The 15,931-nt window shown below is 72.8% G+C and carries 12 protein-coding genes; 6 read left to right on the top strand and 6 right to left on the bottom strand.

Annotated features, from left to right (window positions below; all coding sequences use genetic code 11):
• Positions 1–82: 82 nt before the first annotated feature.
• Complete coding sequence (locus ABGB17_RS26870; RefSeq protein ID WP_347634339.1) at positions 83–1,636, bottom strand: MDR family MFS transporter; 1,554 nt, start codon at positions 1,634–1,636, stop codon at positions 83–85.
• A gap of 180 nt (positions 1,637–1,816) precedes the next feature.
• Between ABGB17_RS26870 and ABGB17_RS26875 the strand changes: the two genes are divergently transcribed.
• Complete coding sequence (locus ABGB17_RS26875) at positions 1,817–2,383, top strand: helix-turn-helix domain-containing protein (protein ID WP_347634341.1); 567 nt, start codon at positions 1,817–1,819, stop codon at positions 2,381–2,383.
• 12 nt (positions 2,384–2,395) lie between these two features.
• On the opposite strand, the gene ABGB17_RS26880 is transcribed toward ABGB17_RS26875, so the two are convergent.
• Complete coding sequence (locus tag ABGB17_RS26880) at positions 2,396–4,264, bottom strand: hypothetical protein (protein ID WP_347634343.1); 1,869 nt, start codon at positions 4,262–4,264, stop codon at positions 2,396–2,398.
• 2 nt (positions 4,265–4,266) lie between these two features.
• On the bottom strand, positions 4,267–5,955 hold the full coding sequence (locus ABGB17_RS26885; protein ID WP_347634345.1) for a P-loop NTPase fold protein: 1,689 nt from the start codon (positions 5,953–5,955) through the stop codon (positions 4,267–4,269).
• A 278-nt stretch (positions 5,956–6,233) separates the two neighbouring features.
• Here ABGB17_RS26885 and ABGB17_RS26890 point away from each other — a divergent pair, with 278 nt between their 5' ends.
• Positions 6,234–7,862, top strand: a complete 1,629-nt coding sequence (locus tag ABGB17_RS26890; RefSeq protein ID WP_347634347.1) for an ATP-binding protein — start codon at positions 6,234–6,236, stop codon at positions 7,860–7,862.
• A 27-nt stretch (positions 7,863–7,889) separates the two neighbouring features.
• On the opposite strand, the gene ABGB17_RS26895 is transcribed toward ABGB17_RS26890, so the two are convergent.
• Both ABGB17_RS26895 and ABGB17_RS26900 read right to left on the bottom strand, forming a co-directional pair.
• Positions 7,890–8,126: a hypothetical protein gene (locus ABGB17_RS26895; RefSeq protein WP_347634349.1), complete on the bottom strand. Its 237-nt coding sequence runs from the start codon at positions 8,124–8,126 to the stop codon at positions 7,890–7,892.
• 2 nt (positions 8,127–8,128) lie between these two features.
• Positions 8,129–8,326, bottom strand: coding sequence for a DUF6400 family protein (locus ABGB17_RS26900; RefSeq protein WP_347634351.1), 198 nt, complete (start codon positions 8,324–8,326; stop codon positions 8,129–8,131).
• A 218-nt stretch (positions 8,327–8,544) separates the two neighbouring features.
• On the opposite strand from ABGB17_RS26900, the gene ABGB17_RS26905 reads away from it, so the two are divergent.
• Together ABGB17_RS26905 and icmF are read left to right on the top strand one after the other, a co-directional pair.
• On the top strand, positions 8,545–9,813 hold the full coding sequence (locus ABGB17_RS26905; RefSeq protein WP_347634401.1) for a beta-eliminating lyase-related protein: 1,269 nt from the start codon (positions 8,545–8,547) through the stop codon (positions 9,811–9,813).
• A 74-nt stretch (positions 9,814–9,887) separates the two neighbouring features.
• Positions 9,888–13,103 (top strand): fused isobutyryl-CoA mutase/GTPase IcmF, encoded by a 3,216-nt coding sequence (icmF, locus tag ABGB17_RS26910; protein WP_347634353.1) that lies wholly within the window; start codon positions 9,888–9,890, stop codon positions 13,101–13,103.
• Positions 13,104–13,159: 56 nt separating this feature from the next.
• On the opposite strand, the gene ABGB17_RS26915 is transcribed toward icmF, so the two are convergent.
• A complete protein-coding gene (locus ABGB17_RS26915) occupies positions 13,160–13,981 on the bottom strand; it encodes a DUF1206 domain-containing protein (RefSeq protein WP_347634355.1) in 822 nt (273 codons plus the stop codon).
• A gap of 161 nt (positions 13,982–14,142) precedes the next feature.
• Here ABGB17_RS26915 and ABGB17_RS26920 point away from each other — a divergent pair, with 161 nt between their 5' ends.
• Together ABGB17_RS26920 and ABGB17_RS26925 are read left to right on the top strand one after the other, a co-directional pair.
• Positions 14,143–15,111, top strand: coding sequence for an ABC transporter permease subunit (locus ABGB17_RS26920; RefSeq protein ID WP_347634357.1), 969 nt, complete (start codon positions 14,143–14,145; stop codon positions 15,109–15,111).
• A complete protein-coding gene (locus ABGB17_RS26925; protein ID WP_347634359.1) occupies positions 15,108–15,755 on the top strand; it encodes an ATP-binding cassette domain-containing protein in 648 nt (215 codons plus the stop codon). Before ABGB17_RS26920 ends, ABGB17_RS26925 begins: the two co-directional genes overlap by 4 nt.
• Positions 15,756–15,931 lie beyond the last annotated feature (176 nt).

Genomic DNA, 15,931 nt, shown 5'->3' on the forward strand with positions numbered 1-15,931 from the left:
TACTACCCTGCGAGTACCCCGGTGTGACGGTGGCCGTGCCCCCTGGGGGATCACGGCCACCGCACGAGCGTGGTGAGGGTCGTCAGTCGAGGGCCGCCGCAACCGGCTGGGGCCGCTCACCGGGCTCGTCGGAGGGCGTGGCCCCGGGGCCGCCGCGCAGCGGCACCTCCTTGACGAACGCGGCGAGCAGCGGGACCGCGACCGCGAACAGGATCGCCCAGAAGAAGACGCTGGAGATGGACGAGGCCAGCGCCCCCAGGAAGCCGTCGCGCACCTGCGCGGGCAGCGCCGCGAGGGCCGCCGGGTCCAGGCGCCCGCCGCCGCCCTCGGCCAGGGACGCGCCCTGCGGGCCGAGCCTGTCGGCGAGGCCGGCGGTCAGGTGGTGGTTGAAGATGGCCCCGAAGATGGAGACGCCGAACGAGCCGCCGATGGACCGGAAGAACGTGGAGGCGCTGCTGGCCACGCCGAGGTCCTTCTGCTCGACGCTGTTCTGCGCGATCAGCATCGTGGTCTGCATCAGGAAGCCCATGCCGAGGCCGAGCACGGCGATGAACACGCCGGTCTGCCAGCTCGGGGTGTTGACGTCCTGCAGCGACAGCAGGCCCATGCCGGCGACCATGATGACACCGCCGACCACCGGGAAGATCTTGTAGCGGCCGGTCCGGGTGATGGCCTGGCCGACGAACAGTGAGATCACCATCATCGCCGCCATCATCGGCAGCAGGAGCAGGCCGGAGTTGGTGGCCGAGGCCCCCTGGACGGTCTGCTGGAACAGCGGCAGGAAGTTGATCGCGCCGAACATCGCGAAGCCGAGCAGGAAGCCGACCAGCGAGATGAGGGTGAAGTTGCGGTCGCCGAACACGTGCAGCGGCAGGATCGGCTCGGCGACGCGGCGCTCGACGGGGACGAACAGGGCCAGCGAGATCACCGCGAGAGCGGCCAGGCCGAGGATCTGCGGGGACACCCAGTCGTACTCGGTGCCGCCCCAGGTGGTGATCAGTACGAGCGCGGTGATGCCGACGGCCAGCAGCCCGGCGCCCAGCCAGTCGATGCGGTGCTCGGTGCGGTACTTCGGCAGGTGGAGCCGGACGAGCAGCCACACGAAGGCAACGGCGCCGATGGGCAGGTTGACGTAGAAGGCCCAGCGCCAGCTCAGGTGGTCGGTGATGAAGCCGCCGACCAGCGGGCCCGCGATCATGGCCAGCGACATCATGGCGGCCATGATGCCCTGGTAGCGCCCGCGCTCGCGGGGCGGCACCAGGTCGCCGATGATCGCCATGGCGTTCACCAGCAGGCCGCCGGCGCCGAGGCCCTGCAGGGCCCGGAAGGCGATCAGCTCGCCCATGCCCCCGCCGGCGCCGCCGAACATGGCCGAGCCCGCCATGCCGCACAGCACCGAGCCGATCAGGAAGATGACGATCGAAGCCAGGAAGATGTTCTTGCGGCCGTAGAGGTCGCCGATCTTTCCCCAGATCGGCGTCGAGACCGTGGTGCCCAGGACGTAAGCGGTGACGACCCAGGACAGGTGGGCGAGGCCTCCGAGCTCGCCGACGATGCGCGGCAGCGCCGTGCCGACGATCATGTTGTCGAGCATGGCCAGGATCACAGCCAGCATCAGGCCCGGGAGGACGATCATGACCTCTCGGCGCCTACCGGGAACCGCCTCGGCTCCGGTTTCCGTCATTTCTTTGTGCCCCCTTGGTGGAACGGAACGCTGTACTTACTTGACGACCGGTAAGTTAGTATGGCGACCAAGGTAGGGCTCGAACTTGCCGACCGTCAAGTCAATATGGGTCTAAAGCACGTCTGGGGAGACATGAGGGAAACGACCGACACGCGAACCCGCATCCAGGAGATCGCCCTCAGGCTGTTCACCGAACAGGGCTACGAGGCGACGTCGCTGCGCGAGATCGCCGAGGCCCTCGGTGTCACCAAGGCCGCCCTCTACTACCACTTCAAGACCAAGGACGACATCATCGCCAGCCTCAGCGAGGAGCGGCATGCGATGATCGAGCGCCTCGTGAAGTGGGCGCAGGACCAGCCCCGCACCATCGAGACCCGCCGCGAGTTCGTGCGCCGCTACGCCGACGAGCTGTTCGCCGGCCACCACCAGTTGTTCATGCGCTTCATGGAGCGCAACCAGACCGCCCTGCGCGACCACCCCAAGGTCGGCAAGATGCGCGACCTGATGGTCGCCATGGTCGGCGTCCTGTCCGACGAGGACGACCCCCACGCCAAGCGCCTGCGCTCCACCATGGCCCTGTTCGCCCTGCACGGGGCCATGTTCTTCCTGACCGGCGAGAAGATCACCGACGAGGAGCGCAAGGAGGCCGCCCTTCAGGTGGCGATGGAGCTGATCGAGCCCCGCCCGGACGACAGCTGACCCGCCGGGCGCTCAGAGGCTGAAGCCGCGCAGCGCCCGCACCATCGAGTCGGGAACGGTGCCGAGCAGCCGTGCGCAGCGCTCGGCCCATTCCTGTTCCGTCAGCATGCCGGCCGGCACCAGGGGGCCGGTCCCGTACGGGTCGTCGAGCGGCCGGGCGTACTCGGCGTAGCCCCGGGCGAACACGTCCCCGGCGTGCTCCCGCATGGCGACCAGCTCCGCGACGCGGTCGGCGAGCGGCCACGACGGGCGGCCGAGCAGGTCCTCGAACACCCACCGCACGGTGCGCGCCGTGTCCAGCAGGGGGTCGGCCTCCTCGGGCCGGGTCCCGGCGACCGCCGTGCGCAGCGCCGAGATCGCCTCGTCCACGGCGGCCGTCAGGGGGCCGAGGTCGGAGAGCGGCAGCGGCTCGGCCTCCAGGATGCGTCCCGAGCGGGAGATCCTCGACGCCTTCAGGCGGTTGTCCGGGTGGTCGGGCATCAGGTCCAGCAGCCCGAGTACCAGACGCGCGACCCTGTGGAGCTCCGGCGGCGCCGGCGGGTCCGGCCGGTTGAGCCGGCGGTGCTCGACGGCGCTGCCGAGCAGGTTGACGGCGCAGTCCAGCCCGTCGCCCGCGATGAACGCGGCCGGGGTGCCGTCCTCGGCGAGGCCCCACCGCATGCCGAGGAGGTTGAGCACCATGCGCGCCCAGATCACCGTGGAGGTCTCGCGGCGGTCGCTCTGCAGCAGGGTCACCCCGGCGTTGAAGAAGGCGGCGGCCATGCGGTCGGACTCGTCCATCGTGGCGGCGGCGACCGCTCCGGCGGACAGCAGCCGCGCCTGGTCGGGCAGGTCGTCGCTCCACAGGTCGGCCACGCCGATCCCGATGGTGCGGATCACGGCGAGCGCGGCCCGCGGCGGGGCGGCCCGCACGCCGAGCCCCTCCAGGACGGCCGTCGCGGCGGCGTCCTCGATGTCCGGGGCCTCCTTGGCGACCGCCGCCATCATCTTGAGGGTCCGCATGACCCGATGCCGCCGCTCGCGCTCCTCAGGGGTGGACGGGGAGGCCTCGATCAGCTTCCACATCTCGGTGGCCAGGTTGGCGGTGTTGGTCGCGGTGAACCGCCGCGCGCGGCCCTCGAACTCCAGCTCCCCCTCGGTGAGCAGTTCCCACACGCCACGCAGGGCGCTGTGGTAGCCGATGAGCGAGGCGTAGGACGACTCCGTGTCCGCGGACTCGCCGAGCAGGTCGGCGATGATGGCCACGGTGAGGCAGTACCCGAGGGTGCGCTCGCGCTGCCCTTGGACGTAGCCGAGCAGCCGCATGCCGAGCATGGTCGCCTCCGGGCGGCCGGCGACCTTGCGCAGCGGGCGCAGCACGATGTCCGCCACCTGCTCCCGCGTGGCGTTCTGCCGTTCCAGGCGCTCCACGGTGGCGGCGAGCGGGCCGCGCACGAACCGCTCCAGCATCGCCTCGGGCATGTTCTCGGTCGCCGACGCCACCTGGAGCTCCACCGCGTCGGGGTTGCCTTCGAACGGCTCCTCCCCCGCGGCGGACTCCATGCTGCGCCGCAGCACGGCCTCGGTGAGCGCCGAAAGGAACCCGGCGTCGAACACCGCCTCCCTGACCAGGAGCCAGCCCTCGGCGTCCACCCCGACGACGGCGTCGGGGCCCGTGCCGTGCACCGCGCGCCAGATGTCGCGGAGCCTGTCCTCGTAGAGCTCCGCGAAGCTCTGCTGGCCGCTCTGCGGGTGCGGGGTGGGCAGCAGCGCGGGGTCGCTGGTGGAGACGTCCTTGGAGGTCGCGGCGCGCAGCGGCACCAGCCGCTGCGCCGACTCGTCGGCGTGTGCCCGTGCGGCGCCGTCCACCGGTTCCGCGGGATGGGTCGGTGAGTGGGACATGTCTACCCCTCCAGGGTCGCTCCGTGGATCAGCCCGGCGGCGTCGTAGGCGGCCAGCGCCAAGGTGGCGATGACTCGGGGGTCGCACGGACGGGCGGGTGTGCCGGTCGCGTAGAAGACCTCGTGCAGCCGCCCCTCCAGGACCCGGAGCGGCGGGACCGCCGCCAGCCGGCCGCGCCAGCGCTCCAGGCCCAGGCGGACCGCGGTGCCGATCTCGTCGCGGGTCGTCGCGGTCAACGGCTCCTCGCGCATGAGCTCGCGTTCCACGACGTCCCGGACCCGCACCAGGATGCCCAGCATGGCGGCCAGGTCGTCCGGCCCGGGCGGCGCGATGTGCAGGCCCGCCGGGCCGAGGTACTTCTCCTCGAACCTGGCCTGCAGCACCCGGCGCCGCTCCGGGCTCGCCGACGCGAAGCTGAGGGCGAGGAACCAGGGCAGCATGTGACCGGAGCCGGCGGGCTCCAGCAGTCTCGACTGGTCGTCCGGCAGCTCGGCGACGGCGTCCGCCCAGCCCGCCGCACCCCTCTTGACCAGGCCGAGGATGGACCCGTCGCCGTCCGGCGGGTGGCCGGAGGGGCCGCCCGAGGCCATCGCCTCCTCGTACAGGACCGCCTGCATGGACGAGGCGAGGTCCGGGAGGGTGGCGAGCAGCGGGTTGAAGGCCTTGTAGCGGATGAGGGGCTGGATGTACGGGAGCAGGACCGTGACGCGGGGGCTGTCGGCGGAGCGGCGGGCCAGGGTGAGGGCGGCCTGGGTGACGGTGGGGGTGGCGCGGTCGGCCTCGTCGAGGGCGATCACCGTGCGGCAGCGGGCGGCGCTCTGGGTGAGGCGCTCGAACAGGCCCTGCCAGCTCACCTGGGGCAGCTGCAGCTCGGCCTCGACGCCAGGGCCGCTCTCCAGCAGCCTGAACTGGACGCCGCGCACCGAGTCGCGCAGGGCCGCGACGGGCCGGGCGAACAGGAAGGAGACCGGGATCCTGCACCAGCGCAGCCGGCGCAGGTAGCTCGGGTGGCTCAGCACCGCCTCGATGATGCTGACCTGGAGGTCGGTCTCGGTCTCCTGCTGCCACACGTCCACGATCACCAGGGCGGGCGCGGCGGGGTCGGGGTCCCAGCGTTCCTTGAGCAGCCGCAGCAGGAACGACTTGCCCTCGCCCCAGCGGCCGCGCAGCGGGACCACCCGCCCGGCCTCGTCCCCGGCCGGGGCGACCAGGCCCGTGAGCTTCTTCAGGTCGCGCTCCTGCGAGGGCAGCGGCGTCATGGGGCCTGGCGCGCGGTCACCCGCCGGGTAGGCGCGGCGGGCGAAGCGGCGCAGCAACAGGAACTTGCCGACGACGTAGAGCATGAACACGCCCCACAGCACGCGCAGGACGGTGTCGGTCGTCGCGGTGCGCGCGGCCGGGCCGAGATGGGCCGGCACCTCGATCGCGGCGAGCGCCGCGTCGGCCAGCACCAGCGGCAGGACGAGCCAGGCGAGTGCGGGCATTCGTGCGTGCAGGGCGTGCGCGATCAGCACCAGGACGGCCAGCGCGGCGACCGGCGCGACCCCCGGCGGGACGCGCGCCGTCACGGCGGCCGGCCACGCGGCGCCGAGCAGGTCGAAGAGGGTGGCGAGGACGACGAGGACCAGGGCGCCGGCGAGCCACACGCTCGCGAGCCTCTTCACCCCGGCCGGCTTTGTGTCGATGGTCATACCGGTCGTGACCCGATTCGGTGTGGTTCCCCCCCGGGAACGGCGGCACGGAAGTCCACTGTGGGCTCCCTGAAGCGTTAAATCAAGGGATTCGCCTTACCTGTTCTTTACCCGGCTCCACTCATCTGAGCGAGAGCGGGTCATTGATGACTATGGATCGCCGGGTCGTGGTCCCACCATCCCCGGAACCGGGGATGCGACCCCGCGGGCGTGTCCGGGCGTGTGCCGTGGTCCCGATAGGGTCGGGGACGGACGGCGGGGTCCCTGAGGAGGGCGGCGTGAGGGCATCCGGCGGAGCTGCCATGGCCCGGTGGCGGCGGCTGAGCACCCGGGCCTGGTTCACACTCACCCTGGGGGGTCTCGCGGCGCTGCTCGCGGTGTCGGCCCTGCTGACCACCTGGGCGCTCACCAGCACCACCCGCACCACCGACCGGGTGACCCACCAGATCCTCCCCGGGCTGCTCGCGTTCCACCAGCTCCGCACGGCGCTGTTCGACCAGGAGGCGGGCCTGCACGGGTACGTGCTGAGCGGGAAGCCGGAGTTCCTCGAGCCGTACCACAGGGGTATGTCGGAGGAGAGCGCCGCGGCCGGCCTGCTGCGCCGTTCCCTCTGGGACGCCGGCCTGGCCGCCGACCTGGACGCCGTGCTGCGGCAGGCCTCGGCGTGGCGGAGCGGGTATGCCGACCCGGCGGTGGCGGCGGTCACCGAGCGGGGCGCGGGTGCGATAAGCCCGCAGGAGGCGGCACGGGGCAAACAGTCGTTCGACCGGATCCGCCAGGCGCTGTCGGCGCAGGAGCGGAACCTGACGCGCAGCCGGGCCGCGGCCGAGGCGGACCTGCACACGGCGCGCATGTGGCGCAACGTCGTCATGTCCGCCCTCCTGATCGTGTTAGCGCTGACCCTGGTCTCGGTGTCGATGCTGCTGCGGTACACGGTGCTGCGGCCTCTGGAGCGGCTCGCGGCGGAGGCGGGGCAGGTGACGGGCGGCGACTTCGGGCGCGCGATCGACGTGCGCGGGCCGAGCGACATCGCCGCGCTCGCCGGCGGCGTCGAGGCGATGCGGCAGCGCATCGCGGCAGAGCTTGCGGTGTCCCAGGAGGCGCACCGGCTGCTGCAGGAGCAGACCGATCTGCTGCGTGAGCAGACCGTGGAGCTGCGCAGGTCCAACGCCGAGCTGGAGCAGTTCGCCTACGTCGCCTCGCACGACCTGCAGGAGCCGGTGCGCAAGGTGACGGCGTTCTGCCAGTTGCTGCAGCGGCGGTACGCCGGGCAACTGGACGAGCGGGCCGACGAGTACATCGCGTTCGCGGTGGACGGCGCCAAACGCATGCAGACCCTGATCAGCGAGTTGCTGACCTTCTCACGGGTGGGCCGTGCCCACGCCGAGCACGTGCCCGTGCCGCTGGACCGGCCGCTGGACGACGCGCTCGCCAACCTGGACACGCTCATCGAGGAGAGCGGCGCCGCGGTGGAGAGGCCGTCCCGGCTGCCGGAGGTGGTCGGGGACCCCAACATGCTGACCATGCTGTGGCAGAACCTCATCGGCAACGCGGTGAAGTTCCAGGCGCCGGACCGGGCGCCGCGCGTGGTGATCACCCTGGAGCGGCGGGACACCACGTGGGAGATCGGCGTGCAGGACAACGGCATCGGCGTGGAGCCGCGGTTCGCCGACAAGATCTTCGTGATCTTCCAGCGCCTGCACAACCGCGACGAGTACGACGGCACGGGCATCGGGCTCGCGCTGTGCAAGAAGATCGTCGAGTACCACGGCGGGCAGATCCGCCTGGACACCGGCGTCACCGAGGGCAGCAGGTTCGTCTTCACCCTCCCGGTCACCCCCTCCGGGCCGGACGGCCACGCGCCGGCGCTCCCGGCGCCCGCCGTCCCGGCCGAGCCGGAGGCGTAGCGGCGTCACGGGCGGCCCTCGCGGGGGTCAGCTCAGGTGGGCGGGACGGCCGCCGGCGCCGAAGCCGGTCCGGTGGTCCCACAGATGGGTGCAGCCGGGGCACTGCAGGTGCAGCACGCCGCCGGTGGCGCCGAGCAGGTAGCGCCAGTGGTCGGCGCAGTTGCGGCCGTCTCCGCAGGGGCCGCAGCCGCGGTCGTCACGGCAGCCGGGGCAGGGCACCCAGGCGCGGCGGCCGAGGTCGGCGTCGGGGTCGATCGGCAGCACGGCTACCTCGGGGGCAGGACGCCGGCCTCGGCCAGCATCGCGTAGGTCCGCTCCTGCTCCTCGTCCAGGCCCGAGTACAGCAGAGCGAAGGCCTCCTGCTCGGCGCGCAGCACGGCCGCGGGGTCCCAGCCGTCACCGAGGGCGGCGAGCACCTCGGCACGGCGGCGCGCCTCGTGCGCGGTCAGGTCAAGCTCGAACACATGGGTGTGGTCAGGGTGCATCAGATAGCTTTCGGTGGTGATTTGTCGGCTTTGACACCTTATAAGAGTTATATGGGTGTCTGCTGGTCGGAGCGGGTATACCGCGCCCGGACGCCCCGAAGATCTCCACGTCCCGTCGAACGGAGCTGGTCACCCTGGACACGCACAGCCGCGTCGCACCCTGGGCCTCCCCCCGCGCGCTGAGGCGCCTGGCGGAGCTGGAGGCCGCCCTCGGCGGCCTCGACGCCGAGGGCGTATCCCGCACCGTCACCGCCGCGCTGGACGCGCACCGCCGCGCGTTCGACGACGACGGCATCGTGCTGTACGCCGGAACCAACACGATGAGCCCCCGCGCCCTCGCGGCGCACCGCGCGACGCTGTCCACCCGCCCCTCCATGGGGTGGCCCGGCGAGAAGTTCCAGGCCGGCCTGGACCACCTGGACGTGCTGGAGACGCTGACCCCGATGCGGGTGGCCGCGGTCATGGACGGCGGGTACGCCGAGGTGCGGCTGCAGAGCGCCACCATGGCCAACCTGGCCTGCTACACGGCCCTGGCCCGGCCGGGCGACACGGTCGCCGTGCTGCCGGAGGCGGCCGGCGGGCACGCCAGCCACCACGCGCAGGGCGCGGCCGGGGTGCGCGGGCTGCGGGTGGTGGACCTGCCCTACGACGCCGCCGCGTTCAACATCGACCTGCGGCGCCTGCCCGCCTTCCTGCGCCGCGAGAACCCGGCGGTCGTGGTGATCGGCGGCAGCCTCATGCTGTTCCCGCACGACGTCGCGGCGGTGCGGGCCGCCTGCGACGAGACGGGCGCGACACTGATCTACGACGCCTCCCACGTGGCCGGGCTGATCGCGGGCGGCCGTTTCCAGCGCCCGCTGGCCGAGGGCGCGCACCTGCTCACCATGTCCACCTACAAGTCGTTCGGCGGCCCGCCCGGCGCGGCGATCGTCACCCGGGACGCCCGGCTGGCCGAGCGGGTGTCCGCCGCCGCCTACCCCGGCCTGACCGCCAACTACGACGCCGCGCGGCTCGCCCCGCTGGCCGTCACCGCCGCCGAGCTGGCCGAGCACGGTGCGGCGTACGCGGACGCCTGCATGGCCGGGGCCGCGGCGCTCGCCGGTGAGCTGCGCGCGGCCGGGTTCACCGTGGCGGCGGCGGAGCTCGGCTGCACGGCCTCCCACCACGTCGCGGTGGACGCCGCGGCGTTCGGCGGCGGCGACCCGGCGGCGCGGACGCTGGCGGCGGCGGGGATCTACCTCAGCGGCATCGGCCTGCCCGGCGCGGCGCCCGGCGAGCCGATGCGGGGCCTGCGGATCGGCACGCAGGAGGTGACCCGGCACGGGTTCGGCCCGCGGGAGATGGCGGCCGTGGCCGGCCTCATGGCCCGGGTGCTGCTCAAGGGCGAGGACCCGCCGGCGGTGCGTGCGGACGCCGTGGAATTGCGCCATTCGATGGGCGGGACGGCGTGGCCTTCCGATCGGTGAGGGCCGTTGCTTCAGATTATTACTAGGACGACCTACAATTTAGTTGGACGTCCTAGTACCTCTGGAGGAACGCCGTGCACGTACCTGCCAATCCCGTACGCGTCGTCACAGCGGCGGCGCTGTTCGACGGGCACGACGCGGCCATCAACATCATGCGGCGCATCCTCCAGTCCCAGGGTGCGGAGGTGATCCACCTCGGCCACGACCGGTCGGTGGAGGAGATCGTCACCGCGGCCGTGCAGGAGGACGCCCAGGCCGTGGCGGTCAGCTCCTACCAGGGCGGCCACGTCGAGTTCTTCACCTACCTGGTGGACCTGCTGCGCGAACGGGGCGCCGGGCACGTCAAGGTGTACGGCGGGGGCGGCGGCGTCATCGTGCCCGCCGAGATCGCCGCGCTGGAGAAGCACGGCGTGACCAAGGTCTTCTCCCCCGAGGACGGCCAGCGCCTCGGGCTCGCCGGCATGATCAACACGATCGTCGAGGCGTGCGACACCGACCTCACCGCCGGTGCCGAGCCGCCCGCCGTCGCGGGCGGCGACCAGGGCGCGGTGGCCAGGGCCATCACGTTCGCCGAGGCGGGCAAGGCCGGGGAGGCGTACCTCGCGGCGCTGCGGGAGGCGGCGGCCGGGCGGCGCGTCCCGGTGCTCGGCATCACCGGCACCGGCGGGTCGGGCAAGTCGTCGCTCACCGACGAGCTGGTGCGCCGCCTGCGGCTGGACGACGAGGACAAGCTCCGGGTGGCGGTGATCGCCGTCGACCCGACCCGGCGGCGCGGCGGCGGCGCGCTGCTCGGCGACCGCATCCGCATGAACAGCCTCGGCGGCGACCGGGTCTTCTTCCGCTCGCTCGCCACCCGCGGCGCGCACGAGCTGCCCGGCCACCTCGGGGACGTGATCGAGGTGTGCAAGGCGGCCGGCTACGACCTGGTGATCGTGGAGACGCCGGGCATCGGGCAGGGCGACGCGGCGATCGTGCCGTTCAGCGACGTCTCGCTGTACGTGATGACGCCGGAGTTCGGCGCGAGCTCCCAGCTCGAGAAGATCGACATGCTGGACTTCGCCGACGTGGTCGCGATCAACAAGTTCGACCGGCGCGGGGCGCAGGACGCGCTGCGCGACGTACGGCGCCAGCTCGTGCGCAACCGCGAGGCGTTCGGGTCGGCGCCGGAGGACATGCCGGTGTACGGCACGGTGGCCTCGCGGTTCAACGACGACGGCGTCACCGCGCTGTACCACCGGCTGCGCGCCCTGCTGGAGGAGCACGGCCTGCCCTCGGGGGCGGGCCTGCTGCCGCGGGCCGAGGTGACGACCTCCAGCCTGGGTACCGCGATCGTGCCGCCGTCCCGGGTGCGCTACCTGGCCGACATCGCCGAGACGGTGCGCGGGTACCACCGGCGCACCGCCGAGCAGGCCGAGATCGCCCGCCGCCGCCAGCGGCTCGCCGAGGCGTCCGCGCTCGTGGCCGCCGGCGGCGGGGACACCGAGACCCTGGACGCGCTGCGCGAGCGTGCCGACGGCGAGCAGGACCCCGCCGACCGGGCGCTGCTGGACGGCTGGCCGGAGACGGTGGCCGCGTACTCCGCCGGCGAGCTCGTGGTCACCGTGCGCGGCGCCGAGCAGCGCACGCCGCTGTGGCGCACCACGCTGTCGGGCAGCAAGGTGCCGCGGGTGGCGCTGCCCCGGCTCACCGACCACGGCGACCTGCTGCGGTTCCTGCGCTCGGAGAACCTGCCGGGCCGGTTCCCCTTCACCGCCGGGGTGTTCCCGTTCAAACGGGCCGACGAGGACCCCACGCGGATGTTCGCCGGGGAGGGCGACCCCTTCCGCACCAACCGGCGGTTCAAGCTGCTGTCGCGGGGCCAGCCCGCGGTGCGGCTGTCCACGGCCTTCGACTCGGTCACCCTGTACGGCAACGACCCCGCCGAGCGGCCCGACGTGTACGGCAAGGTCGGCACGTCCGGGGTGTCGATCGCGACGCTGGACGACATGAAGGCGCTGTACGACGGCTTCGACCTCACCTCGCCGTCCACCTCGGTGTCGATGACCATCAACGGCCCGGCCCCGGCCATCCTGGCGTTCTTCCTGCACACCGCGGTCGACCAGGCGCTCGACCGCTTCGCCGCCGAGCACGGCCGCGCGCCGGACGCCGCCGAGGCCGAGCAGGTGCGGGCGGCGACGCTGGCCACCGTGCGCGGCACCGTGCAGGCCGACATCCTCAAGGAGGACCAGGGGCAGAACACCTGCATCTTCTCCACCGACTTCTCGCTGCGCATGATGGCCGACGTGCAGGAGTGGTTCATCGCCAACCGGGTGCGCAACTTCTACTCGGTGTCGATCTCGGGGTACCACATCGCCGAGGCCGGGGCCAACCCGATCACCCAGCTCGCGTTCACGCTGGCCAACGGGTTCACCTACGTCGAGGCGTACCTCGCGCGTGGCATGGCGATCGACGACTTCGCGCCCAATCTGTCGTTCTTCTTCTCCAACGGCATGGACCCCGAGTACAGCGTGCTCGGGCGGGTGGCGCGGCGGATCTGGGCGGTCGCCATGCGGGAGCGGTACGGCGCGGGCGAGCGGTCGCAGAAGCTCAAGTACCACATCCAGACGTCCGGGCGGTCGCTGCACGCCCAGGAGATGAACTTCAACGACATCCGCACCACGCTGCAGGCGCTGATCGCGGTGTACGACAACTGCAACAGCCTGCACACCAACGCCTTCGACGAGGCGGTCACCACGCCGAGCCCGGACTCGGTGCGGCGCGCCATGGCCATCCAGATGATCATCAACAGGGAGTGGGGCCTGGCGTCCAACGAGAACCCGCTGCAGGGGTCGTACGTCATCGAGGACCTCACCGATCTGGTGGAGGAGGCGGTGCTCGCCGAGTTCGAGCGGCTGTCGGACCGCGGCGGGGTGCTCGGGGCGATGGAGACCGGCTACCAGCGCGGGCGCATCCAGGACGAGTCGATGCTGTACGAGACCCGCAAGCACGACGGGTCGCTCCCGATCATCGGGGTGAACACCTTCCGCAACCCCGCCGGGGAGCCCGAGCACGGGACGCTGGAACTGGCCCGCGGCACCGAGGAGGAGAAGCGGAGCCAGCTCACCCGGCTGCGGGACTTCCAGCGCGAGCACGCCGCGGAGGCGCCCGAGGCGCTGCGGCGGCTCAAGGAGGCCGCGATGTCGGACGGCAACGCGTTCCAGGCCCTGATGGACGCCGCCCGGGTCTGCTCCCTCGGGCAGATCACCGAGGCGCTGTTCGAGGCCGGCGGCCAGTACCGGCGCAACGTCTGAGACACGGCGGCGGGGCCCGGCCATCCCGGCCGGGCCCCGCGTCGTCCGAGGTGGGGTCAGGTGCGACGCCAGCGGGCCTCGGCGAAGCAGTAGACCGCGAACAGGATCAGGCCGAGCGCCACCAGGCCGAGCAGCCACGGGCCGAACGGCAGCTCGGCGAAGGAGCGGAGCGTCGAGTCGATGCCCTTGGCCTCCTCGGGGTCGAAGACGATCGCCGCGTGCACGAGGAACGCGCCCGCCGCCACCGCGATGACGCCGCGCGCGACGTAACCGGCCATGCCGAGCTTCGTGACCACGTCCTGCACCTTCGGGGACATCTCGCCGACGCGCAGGTACTGGCGGAACTTCTTGGTGACGCCCTCGCGGATCCAGTAGACGCCGAGGCCGGCGACGGCGAGGCCGATCAGCCCCACGATGAACTGCCCGCCCGGCCACTCCATGATCGTGGCGGTGAGGTCCTTGGACTGGGTGTCCGTGGAGGACCCCGTGCTCCCCTTCAGCAGGAAGCTCAGGATGGTGCTCACCGCGAGCGTGTACACGACGGTCCGGAACACCGCTTCGGCCCGGTCCATGCCGTGCAGCCCGCCGAACAGCGCCTCCGACAGCTGCCACAGCGCAAGCGCCACGAACCCGACCGCCAGCGCCCACAACACCACGGTCCCGAACGGCTGCTCGGCCACCGTGCGGACCGCCCCGGTCTTGTCCGCCTCCTCACCCCCGCCACCGAACGCGATCCGCAGGGCGAGCACGCCGATCAACGCGTACATGACCCCCCGGCACGCCATACCGAATCGCGCGAGCTTGTCGAAGGTGGGATGGTTGGCCGCCCGTCTCGCGGCCCCACTCACCTGCCCGCCCGCAGACGCCACGGAATTCATGGAAACCCCTTTCTCCGAGCCGTCCTCTACACCGCACCGCGCCCGGTAAACCTCGCCTACCCGCCACACCCCCGCAGCGACCTCCTCCAGGACGCCGCGGGTGTGCGGGACGTCCGGGGGCGTCGGCGTGGCGCGCGGGAAAGAAGGGGAGGCATCGCGACATGGGGATATCGGTGCCGGTGTGGGGCCGGCGACGGGTGCGGCGCCGGATGCCCGCGTGGCCGTGCCCGGCCCCCCTGCGGGTGCTCGTGCCGGCGGCGGCCGGGCTGCTGTCCGTGGCGCTGCCGCTGGGAGGACTGCTGCTCGCGGGCCTCGCCGCCTGGGACGCGGCCCCGGACGGGATGGGGGCGGCGGTGCGCCTGTCCCTGCTGACCTCGTCGATCGCGACCCTCGGATGCCTGGCGACCGGCGTGCCGCTGGCATGGATGCTCGCCCGGGGGGACTTCCGGGGCCGGGCGGCGGTGCGGACGCTGGTCCTGGCCCCGCTGGTCCTGCCACCGGCGGCGGCCGGGGTGGCCCTGCTGACGGTGCTCGGCCCAGGCGGTGTGCTCGGCCGATGGCCCTCCACCGTACTCGGCGTGACCATCTCCCCCACGGCCGCCATGGTGACCGCCCAAGCCTTCACCGCCCTGCCGTTCCTGGTCCTGTGCGCCGAAGGCACCTTCCGCGCCGCCGACCCCCGCCTCGCCGAGACCGCGCAAGCCCTGGGCGCCACCCGAGGCACCGCCCTGCGCCGCGTCACCCTTCCCCTCACCGCCCCCGGCCTCGCCGCCGCCACCGCCCTGTGCTGGCTCAGGTCCCTGGGCGAGGCCGCCGCCGTGACGACCGTCACCCAGGGCCTCGCCCACCCCGCGGCCCCCGTCCCGGGCGGCGCCCTCCCCGGCGGCGCCGTGCCGGGTGGCGCCGTGCCGGGTGGCGCCGTGCCGGGTGGCGCCGTGCCGGGTGGCGCCGTGCCGGGTGGTCACGCCGGCTCCGCCGCCGTCACTTCCGACGGGCTGCTCGGTGCCGTGCCGCCCGGGAGTGTCCTCGCCGTCACGCCGGGAGTGGTCCTGGTGCTCGGGCCCGTGTTGCTGGTGCTGACCGCGGTGGTGCTGTGGGGTCTGCGTGGGCGGTGGGTGTGTCCCTCATGATGGACGCGCACCTGGTGGCCGAGTGGCCGGGGTTCCGGCTGGACGTGCGGATCGCCGCGCGTGACGGGGAGGTCGTCGCGCTGGCGGGGGGCGAAGGGGTGGGGAAGACCACCGCGCTGCGTGTGCTCGCGGGGCTGCAGCCTTCGTGCGGGGGGTATCTCACGCTGGACGGCGTACCCATGAACGCCTGGCCCGCCGGTCGCCGGCCGGTCGCGATGGTCGCGGGGGAGCCGCTGCTGTTTCCTCATCTGACCGTGCTGGAGAACGTGGCCTTCGGCCCCCGCTGCCACGGTGCCTCCCGGGCCGCCGCGCGGCACAGCGCGGCCATCTGGCTGGAGCAGGTGGGACTCTCCGGCCGTCACCACGCCCGGCCGCGCGACCTCACGCCCGGGGAGAGCCACCGCGTGGCCCTCGCCCGCGCCCTGGCCGTACGTCCCCGGCTCCTGCTCCTGGACGAACCCCTGACCACGGGCACCCTGCCCCGGCCCCGGGCCCACTCCCTGCTGCGCCACCACCTGGCGGCCTTCCCCGGCGCGTGTGTACTGACCGTCACCGACCCCGCCGACGCGGCACCCCTGTCCACCCGGATCCTGATCCTCCACGACGGCGTCCCGCTGCGCGAGATGATCCCTCCGGGCCCGTGACGGCGCGGCATCCGCATGCGCGTCACAGCACCTCCGGCCACCTGGACGCGGACGGATTTCCCCGGCTGGTCACGGGACGGGCTTCATGCAAACCTGTGCCGGGTAAATGGTGGAGTGTGCGCTTGCCCGGCCGCAGGCTGGGCAGAGGTAAAGAGCTGGGATCGCGCGGGCATCGC

This window comes from Sphaerisporangium sp. B11E5, from assembly GCF_039871875.1.
Classification (GTDB): Bacteria; Actinomycetota; Actinomycetes; order Streptosporangiales; family Streptosporangiaceae; genus Sphaerisporangium.

Excerpts from the sequence above, each read along its gene's own strand:
- ABGB17_RS26870 (WP_347634339.1), bottom strand. The coding sequence starts at position 1,636 with ATGATCGTCCTCCCGGGCCTGATGCTGGCTGTGATCCTGGCCATGCTC.
- ABGB17_RS26875 (WP_347634341.1), top strand. The coding sequence starts at position 1,817 with ATGAGGGAAACGACCGACACGCGAACCCGCATCCAGGAGATCGCCCTC.
- ABGB17_RS26880 (WP_347634343.1), bottom strand. The coding sequence starts at position 4,264 with ATGTCCCACTCACCGACCCATCCCGCGGAACCGGTGGACGGCGCCGCA.
- ABGB17_RS26885 (WP_347634345.1), bottom strand. The coding sequence starts at position 5,955 with ATGACCATCGACACAAAGCCGGCCGGGGTGAAGAGGCTCGCGAGCGTG.
- ABGB17_RS26915 (WP_347634355.1), bottom strand. The coding sequence starts at position 13,981 with ATGAATTCCGTGGCGTCTGCGGGCGGGCAGGTGAGTGGGGCCGCGAGA.
- ABGB17_RS26920 (WP_347634357.1), top strand. The coding sequence starts at position 14,143 with ATGGGGATATCGGTGCCGGTGTGGGGCCGGCGACGGGTGCGGCGCCGG.
- ABGB17_RS26925 (WP_347634359.1), top strand. The coding sequence starts at position 15,108 with ATGATGGACGCGCACCTGGTGGCCGAGTGGCCGGGGTTCCGGCTGGAC.